Annotated in this window: 27 protein-coding genes and 1 pseudogene; 19 read left to right on the top strand and 9 right to left on the bottom strand. The window is 36.8% G+C overall.

Features of this window, described 5'->3' with window-relative positions:
- Nucleotides 1-2: 2 nt before the first annotated feature.
- From IQ226_RS00730 to IQ226_RS00720, 3 genes are all read left to right on the top strand, one after another.
- Nucleotides 3-563 (top strand): Uma2 family endonuclease, encoded by a 561-nt coding sequence (locus IQ226_RS00730; protein ID WP_193890840.1) that lies wholly within the window; start codon nt 3-5, stop codon nt 561-563.
- Nucleotides 564-667: 104 nt separating this feature from the next.
- Nucleotides 668-1,141, top strand: a complete 474-nt coding sequence (locus tag IQ226_RS00725) for a DNA phosphorothioation-associated protein 4 (protein ID WP_193890837.1) — start codon at nt 668-670, stop codon at nt 1,139-1,141.
- Between the two features lie 34 nt (nt 1,142-1,175).
- The gene (locus tag IQ226_RS00720) at nt 1,176-2,165 is read left to right on the top strand and encodes an HNH endonuclease (protein WP_193890834.1); all 990 of its coding nucleotides are present in this window, start codon (nt 1,176-1,178) and stop codon (nt 2,163-2,165) included.
- A 10-nt stretch (nt 2,166-2,175) separates the two neighbouring features.
- Here the strand turns inward: IQ226_RS00720 and IQ226_RS00715 are convergent, their stop codons facing one another.
- Nucleotides 2,176-3,774: a DGQHR domain-containing protein gene (locus IQ226_RS00715; RefSeq protein ID WP_193890831.1), complete on the bottom strand. Its 1,599-nt coding sequence runs from the start codon at nt 3,772-3,774 to the stop codon at nt 2,176-2,178.
- A 180-nt stretch (nt 3,775-3,954) separates the two neighbouring features.
- On the opposite strand from IQ226_RS00715, the gene dndC reads away from it, so the two are divergent.
- The 9 genes from dndC (at nt 3,955) to IQ226_RS00670 (ending at nt 12,096) form a co-directional block, all read left to right on the top strand.
- Entirely contained in the window at nt 3,955-5,571 is a 1,617-nt protein-coding gene (dndC, locus tag IQ226_RS00710; protein ID WP_193890828.1) for a DNA phosphorothioation system sulfurtransferase DndC, read from the top strand.
- A gap of 195 nt (nt 5,572-5,766) precedes the next feature.
- Complete coding sequence (gene dndD / locus IQ226_RS00705) at nt 5,767-7,755, top strand: DNA sulfur modification protein DndD (RefSeq protein ID WP_193890825.1); 1,989 nt, start codon at nt 5,767-5,769, stop codon at nt 7,753-7,755.
- Nucleotides 7,756-7,785: 30 nt separating this feature from the next.
- Nucleotides 7,786-8,064, top strand: coding sequence for a hypothetical protein (locus IQ226_RS00700; protein WP_193890822.1), 279 nt, complete (start codon nt 7,786-7,788; stop codon nt 8,062-8,064).
- A gap of 94 nt (nt 8,065-8,158) precedes the next feature.
- Nucleotides 8,159-8,554: a DNA sulfur modification protein DndE gene (gene dndE / locus IQ226_RS00695; protein ID WP_193890819.1), complete on the top strand. Its 396-nt coding sequence runs from the start codon at nt 8,159-8,161 to the stop codon at nt 8,552-8,554.
- Between the two features lie 37 nt (nt 8,555-8,591).
- Nucleotides 8,592-10,097: an AmpG family muropeptide MFS transporter gene (locus tag IQ226_RS00690; RefSeq protein WP_193890816.1), complete on the top strand. Its 1,506-nt coding sequence runs from the start codon at nt 8,592-8,594 to the stop codon at nt 10,095-10,097.
- Nucleotides 10,082-10,483: an ABC transporter permease gene (locus tag IQ226_RS00685; protein ID WP_193890813.1), complete on the top strand. Its 402-nt coding sequence runs from the start codon at nt 10,082-10,084 to the stop codon at nt 10,481-10,483. Before IQ226_RS00690 ends, IQ226_RS00685 begins: the two co-directional genes overlap by 16 nt.
- 108 nt (nt 10,484-10,591) lie before the next feature.
- On the top strand, nt 10,592-10,729 hold the full coding sequence (locus IQ226_RS00680; RefSeq protein WP_168466401.1) for a hypothetical protein: 138 nt from the start codon (nt 10,592-10,594) through the stop codon (nt 10,727-10,729).
- 18 nt (nt 10,730-10,747) lie between these two features.
- Nucleotides 10,748-11,302, top strand: coding sequence for an N-acetyltransferase (locus IQ226_RS00675; protein WP_193890810.1), 555 nt, complete (start codon nt 10,748-10,750; stop codon nt 11,300-11,302).
- A 35-nt stretch (nt 11,303-11,337) separates the two neighbouring features.
- Nucleotides 11,338-12,096 (top strand): HEAT repeat domain-containing protein, encoded by a 759-nt coding sequence (locus IQ226_RS00670; RefSeq protein ID WP_193890808.1) that lies wholly within the window; start codon nt 11,338-11,340, stop codon nt 12,094-12,096.
- Between the two features lie 278 nt (nt 12,097-12,374).
- Here the strand turns inward: IQ226_RS00670 and IQ226_RS00665 are convergent, their stop codons facing one another.
- The gene (locus IQ226_RS00665) at nt 12,375-12,623 is read right to left on the bottom strand and encodes a plasmid stability protein (RefSeq protein WP_193890806.1); all 249 of its coding nucleotides are present in this window, start codon (nt 12,621-12,623) and stop codon (nt 12,375-12,377) included.
- 140 nt (nt 12,624-12,763) lie between these two features.
- On the opposite strand from IQ226_RS00665, the gene IQ226_RS00660 reads away from it, so the two are divergent.
- Entirely contained in the window at nt 12,764-12,994 is a 231-nt protein-coding gene (locus tag IQ226_RS00660) for a hypothetical protein (protein WP_193890804.1), read from the top strand.
- Nucleotides 12,995-13,047: 53 nt separating this feature from the next.
- Nucleotides 13,048-13,224, top strand: a complete 177-nt coding sequence (locus IQ226_RS00655) for a helix-turn-helix domain-containing protein (protein WP_193890802.1) — start codon at nt 13,048-13,050, stop codon at nt 13,222-13,224.
- Nucleotides 13,225-13,457: 233 nt separating this feature from the next.
- Here IQ226_RS00655 and IQ226_RS25800 read toward each other — a convergent pair whose 3' ends face one another.
- From IQ226_RS25800 to IQ226_RS00645, 3 genes are read right to left on the bottom strand one after another with little or no spacing between them, the layout of a single operon-like run.
- A complete protein-coding gene (locus IQ226_RS25800) occupies nt 13,458-13,631 on the bottom strand; it encodes a hypothetical protein (RefSeq protein WP_370567058.1) in 174 nt (57 codons plus the stop codon).
- A 15-nt stretch (nt 13,632-13,646) separates the two neighbouring features.
- On the bottom strand, nt 13,647-13,865 hold the full coding sequence (locus IQ226_RS24820) for a hypothetical protein (RefSeq protein WP_228039171.1): 219 nt from the start codon (nt 13,863-13,865) through the stop codon (nt 13,647-13,649).
- Nucleotides 13,852-14,064 carry a type II toxin-antitoxin system VapB family antitoxin gene (locus IQ226_RS00645; RefSeq protein WP_039200777.1) on the bottom strand — a complete coding sequence of 71 codons (213 nt, stop codon included), beginning with the start codon at nt 14,062-14,064 and terminating at the stop codon, nt 13,852-13,854. The genes IQ226_RS24820 and IQ226_RS00645 overlap by 14 nt, the downstream gene beginning before the upstream one ends.
- A gap of 259 nt (nt 14,065-14,323) precedes the next feature.
- Here IQ226_RS00645 and IQ226_RS00640 point away from each other — a divergent pair, with 259 nt between their 5' ends.
- A complete protein-coding gene (locus tag IQ226_RS00640; protein WP_193890800.1) occupies nt 14,324-14,560 on the top strand; it encodes a hypothetical protein in 237 nt (78 codons plus the stop codon).
- A gap of 2 nt (nt 14,561-14,562) precedes the next feature.
- Nucleotides 14,563-14,967 carry a PIN domain-containing protein gene (locus IQ226_RS00635; protein ID WP_193890798.1) on the top strand — a complete coding sequence of 135 codons (405 nt, stop codon included), beginning with the start codon at nt 14,563-14,565 and terminating at the stop codon, nt 14,965-14,967.
- Nucleotides 14,968-15,116: 149 nt separating this feature from the next.
- Here IQ226_RS00635 and IQ226_RS00630 read toward each other — a convergent pair.
- The 4 genes and pseudogenes from IQ226_RS00630 to IQ226_RS00615 all read right to left on the bottom strand — a co-directional run bounded on the left by IQ226_RS00630 (nt 15,117) and on the right by IQ226_RS00615 (nt 16,597).
- A pseudogene (locus IQ226_RS00630) lies at nt 15,117-15,569 on the bottom strand (HNH endonuclease).
- Entirely contained in the window at nt 15,566-15,805 is a 240-nt protein-coding gene (locus IQ226_RS00625; protein WP_026103943.1) for a hypothetical protein, read from the bottom strand. The pseudogene IQ226_RS00630 and the gene IQ226_RS00625 overlap by 4 nt, the downstream one beginning before the upstream one ends.
- Nucleotides 15,806-15,923: 118 nt before the next feature.
- The gene (locus IQ226_RS00620) at nt 15,924-16,301 is read right to left on the bottom strand and encodes a DUF6516 family protein (RefSeq protein ID WP_193890796.1); all 378 of its coding nucleotides are present in this window, start codon (nt 16,299-16,301) and stop codon (nt 15,924-15,926) included.
- Entirely contained in the window at nt 16,298-16,597 is a 300-nt protein-coding gene (locus IQ226_RS00615; protein WP_168644507.1) for a hypothetical protein, read from the bottom strand. Before IQ226_RS00615 ends, IQ226_RS00620 begins: the two co-directional genes overlap by 4 nt.
- Nucleotides 16,598-16,838: 241 nt before the next feature.
- On the opposite strand from IQ226_RS00615, the gene IQ226_RS00610 reads away from it, so the two are divergent.
- The 3 genes from IQ226_RS00610 (at nt 16,839) to IQ226_RS00600 (ending at nt 18,578) form a co-directional block, all read left to right on the top strand.
- Complete coding sequence (locus IQ226_RS00610) at nt 16,839-17,105, top strand: transcriptional regulator (protein ID WP_193890792.1); 267 nt, start codon at nt 16,839-16,841, stop codon at nt 17,103-17,105.
- The gene (locus IQ226_RS00605) at nt 17,102-17,401 is read left to right on the top strand and encodes a type II toxin-antitoxin system RelE/ParE family toxin (protein ID WP_193890789.1); all 300 of its coding nucleotides are present in this window, start codon (nt 17,102-17,104) and stop codon (nt 17,399-17,401) included. The genes IQ226_RS00610 and IQ226_RS00605 overlap by 4 nt, the downstream gene beginning before the upstream one ends.
- A 559-nt stretch (nt 17,402-17,960) precedes the next feature.
- Entirely contained in the window at nt 17,961-18,578 is a 618-nt protein-coding gene (locus IQ226_RS00600) for a hypothetical protein (RefSeq protein WP_228039170.1), read from the top strand.
- Nucleotides 18,579-18,728: the final 150 nt, after the last annotated feature.

Genomic DNA, 18,728 nt, shown 5'->3' with positions numbered 1-18,728 from the left:
TCATGGTTGCTAATTTTGATCCAATTTATATGAGTCCTTTGGAGTATTTGGAGTGGGAGGAACAACAAGATATTAAACACGAATATATCAATGGTGAAGTTTTTGCTATAACTGGGGGAACTATTCCTCATATTACTATTGCTTTAAATTTAGCTTCTGGATTAAAAAATCATTTGCGGGGTGGTAATTGTCGTCCTTTTATGGCAGATGCTAAAGTAGGTATATCGGAAAATGGTCTGTTTACTTATCCAGATGTCATGGTAAGTTGTGATGAACGGGATAAAAAAGCAATTAAGTTTATTCAATTTCCTTGTTTAATTGTTGAGGTGCTTTCTCCGAGTACGGAAGCTTATGATAGAGGAGGTAAGTTTCAGCTATATAGACGGATTGAATCTTTGCAGAAATATGTTTTAATTAGTGCTGATAAAATTGGTTTGGATTGTTTTCGTTTAAATGAGAAGGGTTTATGGGAGTTACATCCTTTTGTTGAGGATGATGAGGTACATTTGGTTAGTGTTGATTTTAGGTTTCCTCTTTCTCTGGTTTATGAGGATGTTTTTTGATTTTTTTCTCTCGCAGAGACGCAGAGGCGCAAAGAGGAGTGTGAGTATGTGATATTAATAAGTTAGGTTTGGTTTATGATGTTAAGGGTGTATATTTTATAGTTATGGCGGAAACTGGTAGAATCAGGGTTGCTAGGGATAAAGCTGAGTTGGTGAAAAGTTTAACTTCTGCTGATGGGGGAACTGGTCCTTTTCAGACTTTCGCTGATGTGATTGTTTTTGCTGCTGCTTTGGGTGTAAAGTATAAAAAGCGTGTCCCCTTGGGGGAAATTTCTAAACGTGAACCATCACCAATTCCTCAAGAACAATTTATTGTTAGAGGCTATGATACGGTAATAAATCTTTTAGGACTTATTGAAACTGAAGATATAGGAATTTTATCTTTTCATGATGGTAATAACAATGAAAAGCGTAATCATATATTTGAAGAGTATGCTAATGGTGGTTTAGAAGTATTAGAAATAGAAATTCGAGGTGCAGTAGATTATTCTGATCGAATTTTATTATTTCTCAATTCTGACAGGTTTAAGGATGATTTTGAGGGTGAAAATTATGATCTGAGAAGATTTAGACCATAAATCAAAAATTTAGATATTCATAGTAATAGTAAAAATGACCAAAGTAAAACAATCATCCAATCAGAGAAGTTTAGCTGATTATTGTCAATCTTTCTCTAACCTCAATGTATACAAAACTGATAAAAAAGGTTATGCACTCAACCAACCAATATTACTTTTATCTGTAATTGATCTAATTGCACAAAATGTAATAAAGGATGAAAAAATTTATATTTCTGATGATTTAATTGAGACATTTAAAAAGTATTGGCAGGTAATTGCATCTAGCCCGTTTAAAGGTAGCGATTTTGCCCTTCCGTTTTTTCACTTGAAAAATGTGAAAAATAATCAATGTAAGTTTTGGCATCTTCAGTTTAGTTCTGAATATGAGGGTGGTCGTCCTCAAACAATTCCCAGACTTAGACATGATGTTAACTACGCTTTTCTGGATGATGAACTTTTTAGTTTAATACAAGATGAAAGTACCAGAAAAGAATTAATTGATGCACTTGTATCAAGTTGGCTTTCATCTGATGAAAATGAGATAGGAGAAATTTTAAAAATTAATGAAAATTTTCAAAATGAATCCTTAGAACAAGAAACTATAACCGAATCAACAGATACATTAAAAATTATTCCTAAATGGAGTTTAAAAAAAACACTAATTAGAAATGCTTTCTTTAGAAAAGCGGTTGTTTCTGTATATGATTGTCAATGCGCTTTTTGTGGGTTGAAAGTTACTAAAACTGGTAATCAAAATATTGTTGACGGCGCACATATAAAGCCATTTTCTGCTTTTTATGACAGTAGAATACATAACGGAATAGCGCTTTGCAAAAATCATCATTGGGCTTTTGATAGAGGTTGGTTTGCTATTGATGATAAATACAAAATTATCGTTAGTAAAGAATTAGAAGAAGTATCTCCCCATGCTAGAACAATAACAGAATTTCATGGGGAAATACTCATATTACCGAAAGTAGAGAAATATTTTCCAGATATTGAAGCTTTACAATGGCATCGTGATCATATATTTCAGCCATAATGGGCTATTATTATAAAATAACTGGAAGTCCTACATCTTGAGGTTTAACTAACTTACCATCAAAACCTATAGTTTGTTCTTCTGTCGTCCTAGCATTAGCTAAAGCTTTACGTAAAGCAGTAACTTCCATTTTTTCAGTCATTCCTCCCAACATATAAATGAATAACTTCACAGCTAAATCTTTTCCTGCTATTTGTACCCGCTTTTTATTGGGGTCATATAAAACTCCATACCATAAAGATTGAGGATATTCCATATTACTAAAACCCCCTTGACGGTCAAATTTCTCCAACTTCTTAAAAATATCCGTCAAAGCAAAACCTTTTTTAAATACCAAAGTTCCCAAAGCTTGGGCTAAAGCTACTTGAGAAACTGGACGAAATAACATATTTCCCTCACCTCCGTCTTTTTCAAAATGGAAACGACGCAAAGCAGTTGTATCTTCGTGTTCCAATATTTTATAACTGGGAAGATTAGCTAAATTATCAAAAAGTAATCTAAAATCAGCAATTCCTTCCTGAATTTCTTCATTTTCTGGACGCATAGGAATTAACCCTTTTTCCAAAGGTTTCCAGTGGGGGAACTTTTGACCCAAATACCTTTCAGACATATCTTGTAAGGCTTGCAAGGTCGTCAAAACCGTAGAATTAGCGGCTACTGTGGCACTATTCCAATTAACACGGGGATTGCGATTTGGTTTTTGTTCTAAAAGTGGATGTGTAACCGCAATTTTTCGCGCTACAATAGCAAAACCATCATCTTCATTTAATTGTGCTAACTGACCTTTAGTTAAAGGTGCAGCCATTAAATTCACATGAACAAAAATTGATCTGACCCGTCGTTTTGCTTCTGTATAAGTTTCTCCAGTATTCACCGCACAAATAAATTCAATGCCAATTTTTTCTTTAGATAAATTTTGTAAATAAGCAGGTTCTACTTGATATTTCTCAATCAAATCAGATAAGGTAATAAAACTATCATCCGCAGTTTTATCCTTTTTATAACGTTGGAGTTTACCAGATTTAATTAACTCCATTAAACCTTGGACACCCATTAATCTATGCTGACCATCTAAAGCATAAATTGTCACATTTTCTTCAGAAATATTCAGTAAACCGACTTTACCATCTTTATCTAAAGGTATAAAATCAGTTGTCGCTTTTTTAGCCCGTCCTTGACTATCCCACTCCGCTGCTTTGGGGTTATCTACCCAAGGTTGATTAATTACTACCAACACAGCCGGAAATTTATGGTTTTTCCTCGCTGCTAAATACTGTACTAACGGGGCTTGACGCGACCAGTCAACAGGACGTTGTTGAATATCATCAATACTATCAGCATCAATTTCAATATTCTCTGTCTCTGGGTTGTACTTTTTTTGCAGCAGCGGTAAACCAGACGCAAAATGTACCCGTCCCGCAAACCATTCCAATGTCACAGAACCTATATAAGCCTCTGTACCACCCATTTCGGTTTTTTGGACAAGAATTTGGTCTTTCTTCTCTAAAAACCTGTCTAGCAGCAAAGCTAATACCTGTTTATCCTTATTTTCCCGTTCTAGATACTCGTTAGCGAGTTGATTATTTAGTGTATTTGTATTATCATTCATGTTAATTTTTGAAAACTTAGTGATGAACTCTTGCTTTATTGTCCAAAAAAATGGATACTAGGGATGCAATTTTTAAAAATATGTTGCACGCATAGCTTAAGTTTATTTATATACTAGATGATTCCATTCCCACAAAGGGAAGTATTGATTCTATGTTCATATATCCAGAGGTAGGGAAAAATGACTACAGCACAACAGCCAGAAAATAAAAATCAGCCGAATCGTACTGTACCAGAATTAGTGGAGTATATCCAAGCTTTGACAACAGAAATTCAAGAATTGTATTGTTTAGATGAGATACCTTGGGTAGTAGGTTATTCAGGTGGAAAAGACAGCACTGCTACTTTACAGCTTATTTGGAATGCGATCGCTGAACTCCCACCGGAAAAAAAAACTAAGCCAATTCATGTAATTACAACAGATACATTAGTAGAAAATCCTGTAGTCTCTGTTTGGGTACGCAACTCCTTAGAACGAATGAGAGTTGCCGCTGAAGAACAAGGAATGCCAATTCAAGCCCATCTGCTTTATCCAGCAATTAAAGATACCTTTTGGGTGAACTTAATAGGTAAAGGCTATCCAGCACCACGTAATCGTATGCGTTGGTGTACCGACAGATTAAAAATTAAACCCACTGACAGCTTTATTCGGGAAGTAATTCAAACTAACGGTGAAGTAATTCTTGTATTGGGTACTCGTAAATCTGAAAGTATCAAACGTTCTATTACGATGGCTAAACATCGAGAATGGCGGATACGTGATCATATGAATTTGAATCCAAATAGACCTAATTCTATGATTTATCTTCCTATAGAAGATTGGATTACTGATGAAGTCTGGATTTATCTCAATCAGCTTGAAAATCCTTGGGGATATAGCAATAAAGATTTATTTACTATGTATCGAGGTGCAACAGCAGATAATGAATGTCCTTTAGTTGTTGATACTTCTACACCTAGTTGTGGCGATTCTCGATTTGGTTGCTGGGTATGCACAATTGTTAGTAAAGATAAATCAATGGAGGCAATGATCCAAAATGATGAAGAAAAAGAATGGATGCAGCCTCTATTAGATATTCGCAATGAATTAGATATTAAAGATGACAGAAGTAAAAGAGATTTTCGTCGTATCTGGGGAGAAGTTCAATTATTTGAACGTAATGTAAATGGTGAAACATCTGTTGAACCTATACATGGTCCTTATACAAAATATTGGCGAGAACATTGGCTAAGACGAGTATTAACAGCGCAAACACAAGTCCGTCAAACAGCACCTAAAAATATGGGTGATATTACTCTAATTACTCTAGAAGAATTGAGTGCTATCCGCCGAATATGGTTAGAAGACAAACACGAATTTGATGATAGCTTACCCCGCATATATGAAGAAGTCACAGGAGAAGTATTTAAAGATCCTCGTCCTGGTGCAGATCAAAGCATACTTGGTAGTGATGAATGGGGAGTATTAGAAGAAATCTGTGAAGGTGATGGAATGCACCTAGAATTAATGGCCAGACTATTAGATACAGAAAGACAATTTAAGAAAAAAACTCGCCGTGTGGGTATCTATGAAAGCCTAGAAAAATGCTTTGATACAAGTTCCCGTTCACCAGAACAAGCGATCGCAAATGCCCATTTAAAACGGGATTTACGACAAGCAGCATTAGAAGGTGATGTTGCGACAATTCGGGAAAAATTCAAACAATTAAGTTTAGGAGATAACGCTGAAAAACAAGAGAGTAAACCACAGACTTGGGCTAATTTCAAATACGCACAAAAGGATAATAATGGGGAATAAAGGGCGAATGGAATAACGGGCGAATTCTATTCGCCCCGTATCTCTCAAGAAAAACCAATAAATTGAACCCACGAAGGTGGGTTTTGCCTGTGTAGACGCGTTCGCCCTTGGCGTTGCGAAGCAATATTCCATTCGCCGGGTATCATTCGCTATATCATTCACCCCATATTCTATAAACCAACATTATTAAAAACCATGATCTTCCTAGAATTAGTCCTGCAAAACTTCGGTCCTTATGCTGGAAAACAAATCATCAACCTCAACCCCCACGTTGACGAAGATAACGCCCGCCCAATTATCCTGTTAGGAGGAATGAACGGCGGTGGAAAAACCACCCTTATGGATGCCATTCGTCTGGCCTTATATGGACAACGTGCCCAATGTTCAACCAGGGGAAATCTGAGTTATAGTGATTTTTTAACCCAATGTGTAAATAGTAAAGCTAACCCCACAGAAAAAACCAGAATTGAATTAGTTTTTGAACATATTGAAGACGATAGACCTATCAAATATCGGGTTGTAAGAACTTGGGAAAAAAATCCCAAAGACGGAAAAGACCATTTAGGAATATTAGGAGATGATGAAACATGGCCAATTGATTCATTGGTAAATATTTGGGATGAATATATAGAAAATATCTTACCTATAGGCATTTCCAATTTATTTCTGTTTGACGGTGAACAAGTTAAAGAACTTGCAGAACAGGAAATCCCACCGCCCATAGTTGTTGATGCTATTAACGGACTTTTGGGTTTAGAATTAGCTGATAAATTGGCAATTGATTTAGAAATATTAGTAAATCGCAAAAAACGAGAATTTGCAGATAGTAAAGATCTAGCTAAATTAGAAGAAATTGAAACCCGACTCCATAAGAAACAGGAAGAATACGAAAATAATCAGATAAAACTTGCAAATCTGAATGTTGAAGTTAAAGAATTAGCCAAAATTCATGAAGAAGCTTTAGATAGATTTGTGAATGAAGGTGGGAAAATTGCCGCTGAACGTAGTCAATTAGAACAACAAAGGGAAGCAAAAATTAAAGTTGCTAATAATCTCCGTGAATCCTTATGTGAATTAGCTGCTGATGTTTTACCTTTAGCTTTGATTAGTCCTTTATTATCGCAAGTGCAAAGACAGGGAGAAAAGGAACTGAAAACTCAACAAATCCAATTAGCGAAAGATGTCTTAATTGCTAGAGATGAAAGATTACTAAATTGGCTACAACAATTAAATCTAGAAACTAATAAACTTACTAATATTCAATCTTTTTTAGCAGAAGATATCAATAACTTATATACTAATAACTTATCAACGGAAAATAATTGGTTAAATGGAGATGAAGAAAGTTTAAGTTTACTTGACAATATAACTTATCGGTTACAAATTTACCAAAATACCGCCCAGAAGCAATTAGATGAATTAACTAATTATGAAGAAGAAATACTAACTTTAGAAAGACAAGTCCAAACTGCGGCTGCACCGGAAGAATATACAAAACTACAAACAGCAGTAAAAGAATCCCAAACTGAATTTAATAAACTTAAATCTCAGTCGGATATAATGACTCAAAAACTGATAGAATTAGATACAGAAATTAAAAGATTGAGACAGGAATTAAATGAATATACAGTAGACAATCTCAAATATCAAAATAGTGAACATATTATTGATTCGGCGTTAAAAGTTCAACAAACATTAAAGGTGTTTCGAGAAAGATTAACCTTGAGAAAATTGAATAAATTAGAAGAAGAAGTAAAAAATTGTTTTCTATATTTATTACATAAATCAGACTTAGTACATCGTATAGCTATTGATAGCAAAACCTTCGGATTATCATTATATGATTTAAATGGAAAACCAGTCCCTAAACACCGACTTTCCGCCGGTGAAAAACAACTATTAGCGATCGCCTTCCTGTGGGGATTAGCCAAAGTATCAGGAAGACGCTTACCTATCGCCATAGACACCCCATTAGGAAGACTAGACTCCTCCCACCGTAACAACCTAGTAGAAAGATACTTCCCCTCAGCCAGCCATCAAGTAATCCTCCTTTCCACCGACACCGAAATCGGCAAAAAAGAATATCAAAACCTGCAAGAAACCGAAGCCATAGCCCGCGAATACCTACTCCAATACAACTCAGGTAAAAGAGAAACCACAATCAAACCTGGTTATTTTTGGTAAAATGTTATTTAGTATTTCATGGATTTAAATATGACAATTCCTCTACTACCAACTTTACATAATTTACCTGCTACCTTACTCTTAGAAGGTGCTGTCACAATCGAGTTACAAGAAGGAACACCTATCTTTCGTGCTTCTAGTAATGTCCAGAATCGCATTGAAACATTACTTTTTAAACAACAAAATTCTCAACTCACACCAGAAGAAGAACAAGAATTAGATAGTTATGAAGAAATAGATGATTATCTGAGTTTTCTAAATCGCATAGTCCGTAATCTAGCCCACAATCAAAATAAACAAACTATATAAAATTAGCAAATTTTAAACTTCTGATTTATTTCTTCCTTTGCGTCTTTGCGCCTTTGCGTGAGACTTAAATTTATTATCACCAATCACCAAAATCATGGAATCACCAATAGAAAGAATCAAACTCTCCCAAACAGCCAAAGAACAACTCCTCAAACTCAAACGCAGCACCAAAATAGAACAATGGAATATATTATGTCGGTGGGCGTTTTGTCGTTCCCTTGCAGAAGCTGCTGCACCTTCTCCCGTACCTATCCCCCAAGATAGCAACGTTGAAATGACATGGCGGGTTTTTGGGGGAGAAATGTCCGATATTTTACTTTTAGCCCTCAAACAACGCTGCTACAACGACGGCTTAGATACAGATAGAGAAACCCTAATTACGCAATTTCGCTTACATTTACATCGGGGTATTGGTTACTTAGCCGGAGATCAGAATATTAAGAAAGTTGAAGATCTAATTGAACAGGCTACAAAGAACGTAAAATCCTGATTTTGCACCGTCTAGTAGAAATGACAAGATAACTCTTATGAAAGAAATTCAAGCACTCCGACAGGCGTTCCAAAGCCAGAAAATGGGTGCTTTATTATTACTAGGTTTTGCATCAGGTTTACCCCTATTTCTGACCAGTAGAACCCTACAACTATGGATGCAAGATGCCAAAGTTGATATTGCCAAAATCACCTTATTTGGTTTGTTAAGTTTACCCTATTCCTTAAAATTCCTGTGGTCGCCCCTATTAGATAGATTTACACCACCATTGCTAGGTGGCAGACGCGGATGGTTAATTATTACCCAAATTGGGTTAGTATTGGCGATCGCCGCCCTGGCCATTCAACAACCCGCCCAAAGCGACCAAATATTACAAATCCTCGCCATCAACTGCCTAATTATTACCTTCCTCAGCGCCACCCAGGACATCGCCGGGGATGCCTACCGGACAGACATTTTAAACCCCCTAGAGGCACAGCCAGGGGCATCTGTGTGGGTATTAGGCTACCGGATCGCCCTATTTATTACCAGTTCCCTCGCCTTAGTCTTAGCAGATTACTTACCTTGGAACGTCGTATATTTACTCATGGCAGTAATTATGGCAGGGAGTATATTTACCACCTTGTGGTCGCCCAAAGAACACAAACTCCCAGATAAAACACAACTAGCGCCCATTTCTAGGCAAGACGTGATTTTCATAGTCCTGATCACCTTACTAGTAGCAGGGTTAATTGCCGGCGTTTTTGTCGGTTTCATTCCCCAACCCGTATTTTATTGGTTACTAGCAGGATTATTAGTAGCTTGGATCACTACATCCGCATTATTACCAAACTCCCTCCTCAATGAAATTACGGAAGATAGTTCCCCTCAAAACTTACAAACAGCTATTTTCCTACCTTTCAAAGAATTTTTTCACCGCTTTGGCATCAAACAAGCCAGCTTAACACTCAGTTTTATTCTCCTCTATAAACTAGGTGATTCCCTGGTTGGGATTACAGCCAACCTATTTTTACGGGAAATAGACTTTACCAAAACCGAAATCGGCGCAATCCAAGCCGGAATGGGATTTATTGCCACCACCGTCGGCGTATTAGCTGGGGGGGTGATCATGACCAAAATTAACTTAAATCGCAGTTTGTGGGTATTTGGATCGCTGCAATTACTGAGTAACTTAGGTTATTATGCCCTAGCTATGGCTAATAAAAAAGATTATTCCCTACTAGTCATCGCCGTTAACATCGAAAACTTCTCCGCTGGATTAGTCACAGTGGCTACAGTCGCCTTTTTAATGAGTCTCTGTAACCACCGATTCACAACCACCCAGTTTGCTTTATTCTCCAGCCTCATGGCCATTAGTCGAGACGTACTTTCCGCCCCCGCCGGTAGTTGGGCGACAGCCACAGGTTGGCCGACATTTTTCTTACTTTCTCTTGTGGCGGCGTTACCTGGTTTGCTACTATTACCTATTGTCGCCCCTTGGCATCCCAAGGTATTAGCAGCCACCAGACCAGGACTAGAAAAAGATATATGGGAACACAAGTAGTTATTATTATCGGTACATTTGTTCTAATAGTCACAGGTCTATTACTGGGCTATGTCCTCTCACAATTAGTGCTGCAAAATCTGCCTTTTAACCCCGTCACACTACTAGGAACTATCAGCCTGATCCTAATTTTTGGAACACTTTATTACGTCCTATTTTGGCAACTGCGACGCGAACCCCTGCAAGCACTCAATCCCAGCATCCCCAACCAACTAGATGAAGAAGTGACCGGCAACTACCTCAAAAATCGCCTCATCGCTAGATTATCTGGAGACGTAGCGGCGGCGGAAAGACTAATTGAACAAGCCAAACAAAACGTTCCGGGAATGCCCGAAAATTGGTACTGTGAAAAGGTCTTAAATGAATTAGACCAGGATCAGCCTTAATATTAGGGCAGAAAAAGACAAATTCATTTTGCTTAGTGCAAGTTGGCTAATTTATTCTTGAGAATTCGCTAGAATTAATACTGTTGCTATTTATTCATAAACAAAAACATGGCTATTTTTCGTCAATATATTGCCCCTTTGATTGCAGTGTTGATATTTACCCTGGCTTTGGTAGCAGTCAGCGCTCGCATCTTTTTACCCTCGGATATGGTAGCTCCCGCTCCCATTGGCATGATCATTAGGTAATTAGGGAATAAGTCTATTTTGAATTTCATCGCCGGCTATTCTCTTCGCCAAGGTTCTACCCTCGATAAAGCCCTCTTGGTCAAGTTCATGCAGCGCACTTACCAAGAACAATTCCCTGATCAAGACTTTTCCCATTTGGCACATACAGTTGAGCAATACTTCTGTCGTGATACCCCCCTCTGGTGGGTGTATGAAGAGGTAGGGGCGGTAGGAGAGGTAGGGGAGGTAGGGGAGAAAATTCCTCACCAATTACCAATCACCGATTACCAATCACCCGTAGCTTGTTTATGGGTGGGGAATGCTATAGATCAGGTTAGTGGCGATCGCCATCCGCACATCTTTCTCCTCTACGTCATCCCAGAATATAGGCGCAAAGGCATTGGTAAAGCATTAATGGCTTATATAGAAAATTGGGCTACACAAAAAGGCGATGTCTCCGGTAAGCCCAACTATCGCCAAATTGGACTACAAGTATTTCTCTCCAATACACCCGCATTAAATCTTTATCATCAACTTGGTTATCAAGAACAATCCCTCTGGATGATAAAATCACTTGAGTTAGGGAACTCTTAACAGGGAACGGGGAATAGGGTTACAGTAAAATAATTATGTACGACGAATACGAACTAAGCCTACTCGACACCGAAGGGGAGCTTATTACCCCACTAGACCAAATAGAACCACTGAATGATGAATCAGAAGTGGAAAAGCCTGATGTGGAATTAATGCTGGTACTCCTAGCCAATCCCCAACCCCAACAACGGATGTTAGCAGCGCGTGCTTTTTGTGATATTCAAGATGAACGGGCAACACCTCATCTCATCCATCTGTTGATAGATAACTGTCCCCTCGTCCGAGTCAGTGCCGCCTACGGTATCGGTCGTAATCCTGCCCAAGAAGCCGTAGAACCCTTAATTAGGCAACTCAACCGCGATTTTAATGGTTATGTTCGCAAAGGCATAGTCTGGGCTTTAGGTAATTGCCGCGATCGCCGTTCCCTAGCACCCCTCACCAATGCCCTCAGAACCGACATTCCCGCCGTCCGTCTCTGGGCAGCCAGCGCCCTTGCACAGATGACAGAAGTAGGTTATGAAGCCATCGTCGGCGCAATTCCTGCCCTAATCGAAGCCTTGGTTAAAGACCCTGTAGCTGCTGTGCGTAGTAACTCCGCTTGGACAATCGGCCAGCTTTGCAAAGAACTACCTTCCAATGTCGTCTATGCTACAGCCATAGACGCACTAATTCAAGCTTTTGCTGAAGACAAAGACTTAGGAGTAAGAGAAGACACCAAAGCCTCACTACTGGGAGTCGGCGATCCTCGCGGACTACAATTAATCGAGACCCTCGAACAAGAAGGATGGTTTTAGACCATGGATATTTAGGTGACTTATGTGTATAGATATGTGTATCATACACTATTTTGTCTGAATCAGATATTTTCATTATATTGATTCAGGTTTCCAAGGATTAATAATAGAAATACCACATCCTTCAAAATCAGTAACATTGCGCGTTACTATAGCTGCTTTATGAGTGTAACAAACAAACTCATTAAAGGTTGTGCTGCTACCCATTCACGAACTATTGCTGATTTTTGAGTTTTCATCAGTTCAGAAATGACGTTTGTATCCAAAATAATCATTTTTTAATCGGCAAATATTGACACTGTGCGAATTGCGTCTCTCTCTATTTCCGGTAATTCCAAACCTTCAAAATCGGCAAAACGTTTTTCAATTAAAGTGACTAAATTGATCGGATTTTGAGGATTTTCTGAGAGGACAAGACGAAGAATTTCTGTAATTTCTTGTTCTAGGGAATTTCCATGTTTTTCGGCTCGTTTTTGTAACTGATTTTTCAGATCATCATCAAGGTTAGAGATTGTGATATTAGTCATAATCAATTGAGAGAATTTTTATGTGTCTATCATTAAAGAATAAATGTATTATACACTATTTTATCAGAATCAGGATGTCTAGGATTTAAGGATTTTCAGGATGTTATAATATTTATAAACTTTCACCAAAATATATAGTTATGGCGATCGCTATTTCCCTAACTCCAGAACTAGAAGCAAGACTACTTGAAAAAGCAACCCAACAAGGAAAAGATATCAGTTTAGTTGCGGCTGAATTATTAAAAAATATCCTAGACTGGGAATTAGAAGACTCACAAGCAGCTATTCAAGGTATTCAACAAGGATTAGATGATTTTGAAGCAGGAAGATTTCGGTCTTTTGATGATTTTGCCAAAAAATCAACATTTTGACTTGAAATATTAACTATAAACATTCACAAAAATACAAGGTTGTGGCAATCCTTATGAGTCAAATAACATTACCAGAAGTTCTCACAATTGATGAAGTTGCCGAATATTTGCGTTTACCTCAAGAAGCGGTAATTCGTCAAACATTACTGGGGAATATTCCCGGACAAAAAATAGAGAATAACTGGAGATTTTTGAGTATTTTTGTGTCAGAATCAGGATATCTAGGATGAAAGGATATACAGGATGTAATTTTTTTATTGTTTAGGAAAAATGGCAATTTTTGGATGATAGATAATATTCTGTGATTGTAATTATCATTTTTGAATATTCACAGACAATTCATCAATAACAATCCTGTACATCCTAAAATCCTGGACATCCTGATTCAGACAATTACAATTTCAGCATCTCACCAACAACTTACAAATTACCATCCTGTACTCTTTTAATTTGGTGCTAATTATTAATTTCTAGAAGATGAAAAACGCAAACATAGTAGAGGTCTTACTTGTTGAATAGTTTCAAAATCACGATCATTATGAATTAGGGTTAGCTGGGTTTCTATTGCTATTTGGGCAATACAACAATCTATACTACTTCTAACAGTTAACCCTTGTCTTTGTAAATCATAATAAATTCGTGCGGCGAAAACTCAAGTATTATCAGTTGCTTCAATATAGTCTTGTTCTTGCAGATAGGTTTGCAATAACATCCACTCCCTTTCATCTCGACAACCTTGTAATAATTCCATTTGGGTAAATCGAGTCAAAAAAACATTCTCACCTTTTATAAGTGTCTGGAGATTTTGACGTGCAACTCCTGTTTTATCGCGTAAAACATTTATCCAAACGGAAGTATCAATCAGAAACATTTCGATTTTCTCGCAATGCTTTATAGTCGTAGTCAGGAGTAAATTGAATTTGTCCACTTAAATCAAGTAAGTTCCGCTTTTTACGAACGCGAATTAGTTCTTGTAATGCTAGATTAATTAATTCTTTTTTGGTTCGCACGTTAGTTAAACGAAATGCTTCTTCTACTAACCCGTCGTCAAGTTCAATATTGGTTCGCATGATATTTAGGTAGATTATGTGTATGGATATGTGTATTATACACTATTTTGTCTGAATCAGGATAAAAAGGATGTACAAGATGTTATAATATTGATAAATTTTCACCAAAATATACAGTTATGGCGATCGCTATTTCCCTAACTCCAGAACTAGAAGCAAGACTACGCGAAAAAGCAGCAGAACATGGTTTAATTTGATGTGAGATTTGCTATTATTGAAAATAAGGTTTAAGACAATTAACTGAATTAGGTAAAAATCAATGATTTCAGAACAAGAATTATTAACAAAGTGGCGATCATTACCCCAGGATAAACAACAGGAAGTCTTAAAATTTGTGGAATTTATGCAATTGAAAACCACTGCAAAAAAACCGCCTTTGGGGGAACGTTTGCGAGAAATTCGCTCTAAAATTGTTGCATCTGGTAAACCTTTATTAAATGCAGATGAAATAGAAAAAGAATTAGCTGATCGTAGGGGTGGAATCCAAGGTAGATAAGAATGATTATAACTTATATTGATTCGGGTGTGTTATTGAGTGCAACCAATGGTGCTAGTTTAATTGCAGAAAAAGCATTAGAAATACTATCAGACTCACACCGGGTATTTGCTGCTAGTGAGTTTGTCAGATTGGAGGTAAGTCCTAAAGCAGTTTATCATCAGCAAACGGAAGAATCTCAATTTTATGAAGAGTTTTTTAATGATGTTATTTACTGGGCAAATGATTTAAATTATATTGTACAAGAGGCTTATAAAATTGCTTCTCGGTATGGATTAGCTGCTATGGATGCACTTCATGTAGCTGCTGCTTTTTCTGTTGGTGCTGAGGAGTTAATTACTACTGAGAAGAAAACAAAACCTATGCACAAAGTTATTGGTATTAAAGTAGTTTCTATTTTTGATTAAGATGTTTTTTGTCTGACAATGAAAATTTCAGCATCCCACCAATAATCTACAAATTACCAACGAACCATACAAACTGTAGGTTGGGTAGAACGCAGTGAAACCCAACATTTTGATCATCATCTATATTATTGTGAAAGTGCTGGGGTTTCTCAACTTTGTCGCGGGTCTTCATCTGGTGGATGCCAACCACCTTTTATCCAAAAACGACGCGCTTTGATAATAGAACCTTCATTATGCCTATCATCATTGAGGTCTAAGCGATTACAAGTAGCCCTTCCTGTAGGAGTAATACCAACAATTTTTCAACCATCTGCTGACCAAAGAAAATGATCTGACCATTTCTGTTTTCGAGGATTAAATATAGGAATTAAATCTCCAGTTTCCGGGTCAATACCAGTTATAAAATTATAGCGATATCCGTTACAACGTTGACAAGCTAAAGCTAAATTATCAGGGTCATCTGATGAACCAGGAAGAGACTGGGGGATAATATGATCAATAGCAAATAACGCTGCACTTGCTTCTTCTAAAGAATGACAATATTCACAAAGGAATTTTGCTCTTTCCCTGACTAATTTTTTGGTTGTCTCGTTAACTGTCATGATTCAGCAATTATTTTTGCATTCAATAAAGTAAAAATCCTGTCCAGTTCTAATATTCCTGCTAGTTCAGCTTCTTCTGTTGTAGTTAACATTCCTGCTTTATTTTTATCAGCAAGTTCTTCTAACCTAGATTGTAATTCTGGAGTGAATTTAAACAAGTTCAAATTTCTGACTTTGCTGATTTCAATTCCAGATTCTATCCAGTATGAGGGTTGAATCATTACTTGAGTCATCATAGAATTATTTTAATAATTTTGATAACTTTTATATTATAACATAGTAAATTTTTAAATTAATAATTTTAAATATTTTTTGTCTGATAGCCTGGCGCAAGCCATATCAGGATAACCAGGATTAAAGGAGTTTAAAAATATCTTCAATATCAACAGGTAAATAGGGAAAAACAGAGTCTTCAGAACCATCATGTACATGATGAGGATAGGTGGCAATTTCGGGGTGATGGGGTGCGTTATCCCAACGTTTTATTAGTTCTCTATTTTCAGTTTGCCAATGAAAACTATATTTAATTATTTCTACTTGTCCAGATTCTATTTTAAAAAACTCAAACATTTCTAAAAAACTACCATCTTTTAATATCACACGATAACGCCATAAACCTTTATCAGTTTGTGCTTCTTCTCTAAGAATTTTAAAATTTACAGCTTTTGGACAAAGTGTAATTATAGATTTGATCCAAGCTAAATAATCATCAGCGTTTTTAATATTTTTCATAAGGCTTGTTCTAACTTATGGATTTTTGTTAAAATATCTTTGCGAAGTTCGCATAAACCGAACCATTCAAAAAAATCCATTTCATCCCCTAAACTTCCTGAGTTAAATTGTTCTATAAATTGTTCAGAAGTGAGTTGATATTTTTTTTCAAACTTATCTATATCTAAGTTATATGTAGCTAGTTTTTGACGATGACGAGTTAAAATTACATTTAGGAGTTGCCCAATAATTCTTTCTAATTCTGTGTTGTCTCTACAGTTTTCACTGAGCAATTCTAATTTTTCTAATGTATTCATAATTATATATACCTTTGGTGAGGTTTATCTTTATTATACACTATTAATCTGAATTTTTTGTCTGATAGCGTAGCGTGGCGCAAGCCATATCAGGATGTCCAGGATTTTAGGATTTACAGGATGTTATAATATTTATAAACTTTCACCAAAATATACAGTTATGGCGATCGCTATTTCCAAGAGTCTGAAATTAGATTACAATAGTTTATATATACCTAGCAAAAATTGACTATAACTCACTATGACTATCAATCTAACACCAAAACAAGAAGACTTTATTCAAACAAAACTGCAAACAGGAAAATACCAATCTGTAGAACAACTGATGGAAATTGCTTTCCATTTACTAGATGAGTATGATCGGAATGAAACAGAATGGGTTAAGAAAGTGCGAGAAAAAATTGATGCAGCAATTTCCATTTCTGAAAATACACCACCTATTGATGGAGAAACATTTGTTAATCAAATTTTAGATCGTTTTCAGCAACAAAGACAGGTAAAAAAATGAATCGTTATGTTATTAATATTCTCGCTAGTTATGACCTGAATGAAATTGCTGAATACTTCTCACAAAAAAACTTAGAAGCAGGTGAAAAATTTTTTCAGGAGTTTAACCGCAAATGTAAACAATTAGTTTCCTTTCCCAATAGTGGTAAAAGCTACTCAGAAATCAACCCTGATTTACGCGGATTATCCCTTGAAGGATATATAATTTTTTATCGAGTATTGGATGATGGAATTGAAATTTTACGAGTAGTAAGTGGTCGTCGTGATCTTTCATCTATGTTTGATGATTCTCAATAAAATTAACAGGTATCACTGTCATAATATCTTTTTTGTCAGAATCAGGATAACCAGGATTGGAGGATGTACAGGATGTAATTTTTTTATTGTTTAGGAAAAATGGCGATTTTTTGATGATAGATAATATCCTGTGATTGTAATTATCATTTTTCAATATTCACAGACAATTAATCAATAACAATCCTGTACATCCTAAAATCCTGGACATCCTGATTCAGACAATTACAATTTCAGCATCCCACCAATAACCTACAAATCACAATCCTGTAAATCCTAAAATCCTGGACATCCTGATTCTGACAAAAAATATGAATCAGATATTTTCATTATGTTGGGTTGCGTTCCTTAATCCAAGCTAGAAGATGAGCGATTCCTACGAATCGCTTCGCTATCGCACTAAAACTGAGTGTTGGTGTACCTTATCCATGCTTTTACAGTTTTATTGCTCAACAAGTAGTTTATAAATTTCTGTTAAAGTCAGTAAATATATTGCTTGTAAAATATACACTTAAATATTAATGTAATAGAATAATTACTCTGTTGCAATAGATTAAGGACTATGCTACATATCAAAATCGTTCGTTCTTTTTTGACACTGATTCTTACCTGTGTGATAATTTTAAACAGTTTTGTTAGTCCAGCTTTTGCTAATTGTGATCCAGGCATTGAAGTAAGCAACACAAAGGTAATACAATCTGTTGGAGAGACTGGTATCGCTGTTGGTGCTGCTATCGGTACAGCTACAGGGTTAACTGTTGCTGCAACTTCGGGAGCAGGAATCGCTTCAGGTCTAGCTGCTGCTGGTGGTATAGTAGGTGGTGGGATGGCCGCCGGACCTGCTGTGTTCGCTGGAGGTCCTGCTTATGCTGGAGCAAAAATACTTAACGAAACTTTGTTTAAAGAAGAACCTGGTTTGTCTGAGAAAGAATGTAATGCTCGTTCAGCAGCAAGAACCGCTACAAATATTGGCGCTGCGGCTGGTGTAGCTGGTGCTGGTGCTGTAACGGTAGTGGCTGGTGCTTCTGGTGCTGCAATTATGAGTACCCTTGCAGGTATTGGTGGTGTTGTAGGCGGAGGTGCGATTGCTGGTACTGCTATAGTTGCTGCTGCGCCTGTAGTTGCTGCTGGTGCTATTGGATACGGAATCTACAAACTTTTTGGCGGCGGTAAAGAATAGTCTGTAGTCCGTAGGGTGCGTTAGCGTCAGCGTAACGCACCTTATTCACAATCAAAATAGTGCGTTACATTTCAATAACGCACCCTACAATTAACTAACTTAATCTAAGCTAGAAGATGAGCGATCGCACTTTGCCCATACAAGTGTATA

Source organism: Dolichospermum sp. LEGE 00240, assembly GCF_015207875.1.
Classification (GTDB): domain Bacteria; phylum Cyanobacteriota; class Cyanobacteriia; order Cyanobacteriales; family Nostocaceae; genus Dolichospermum; species Dolichospermum gracile.
This window is presented reverse-complemented; position numbering and strand designations above follow the sequence as displayed.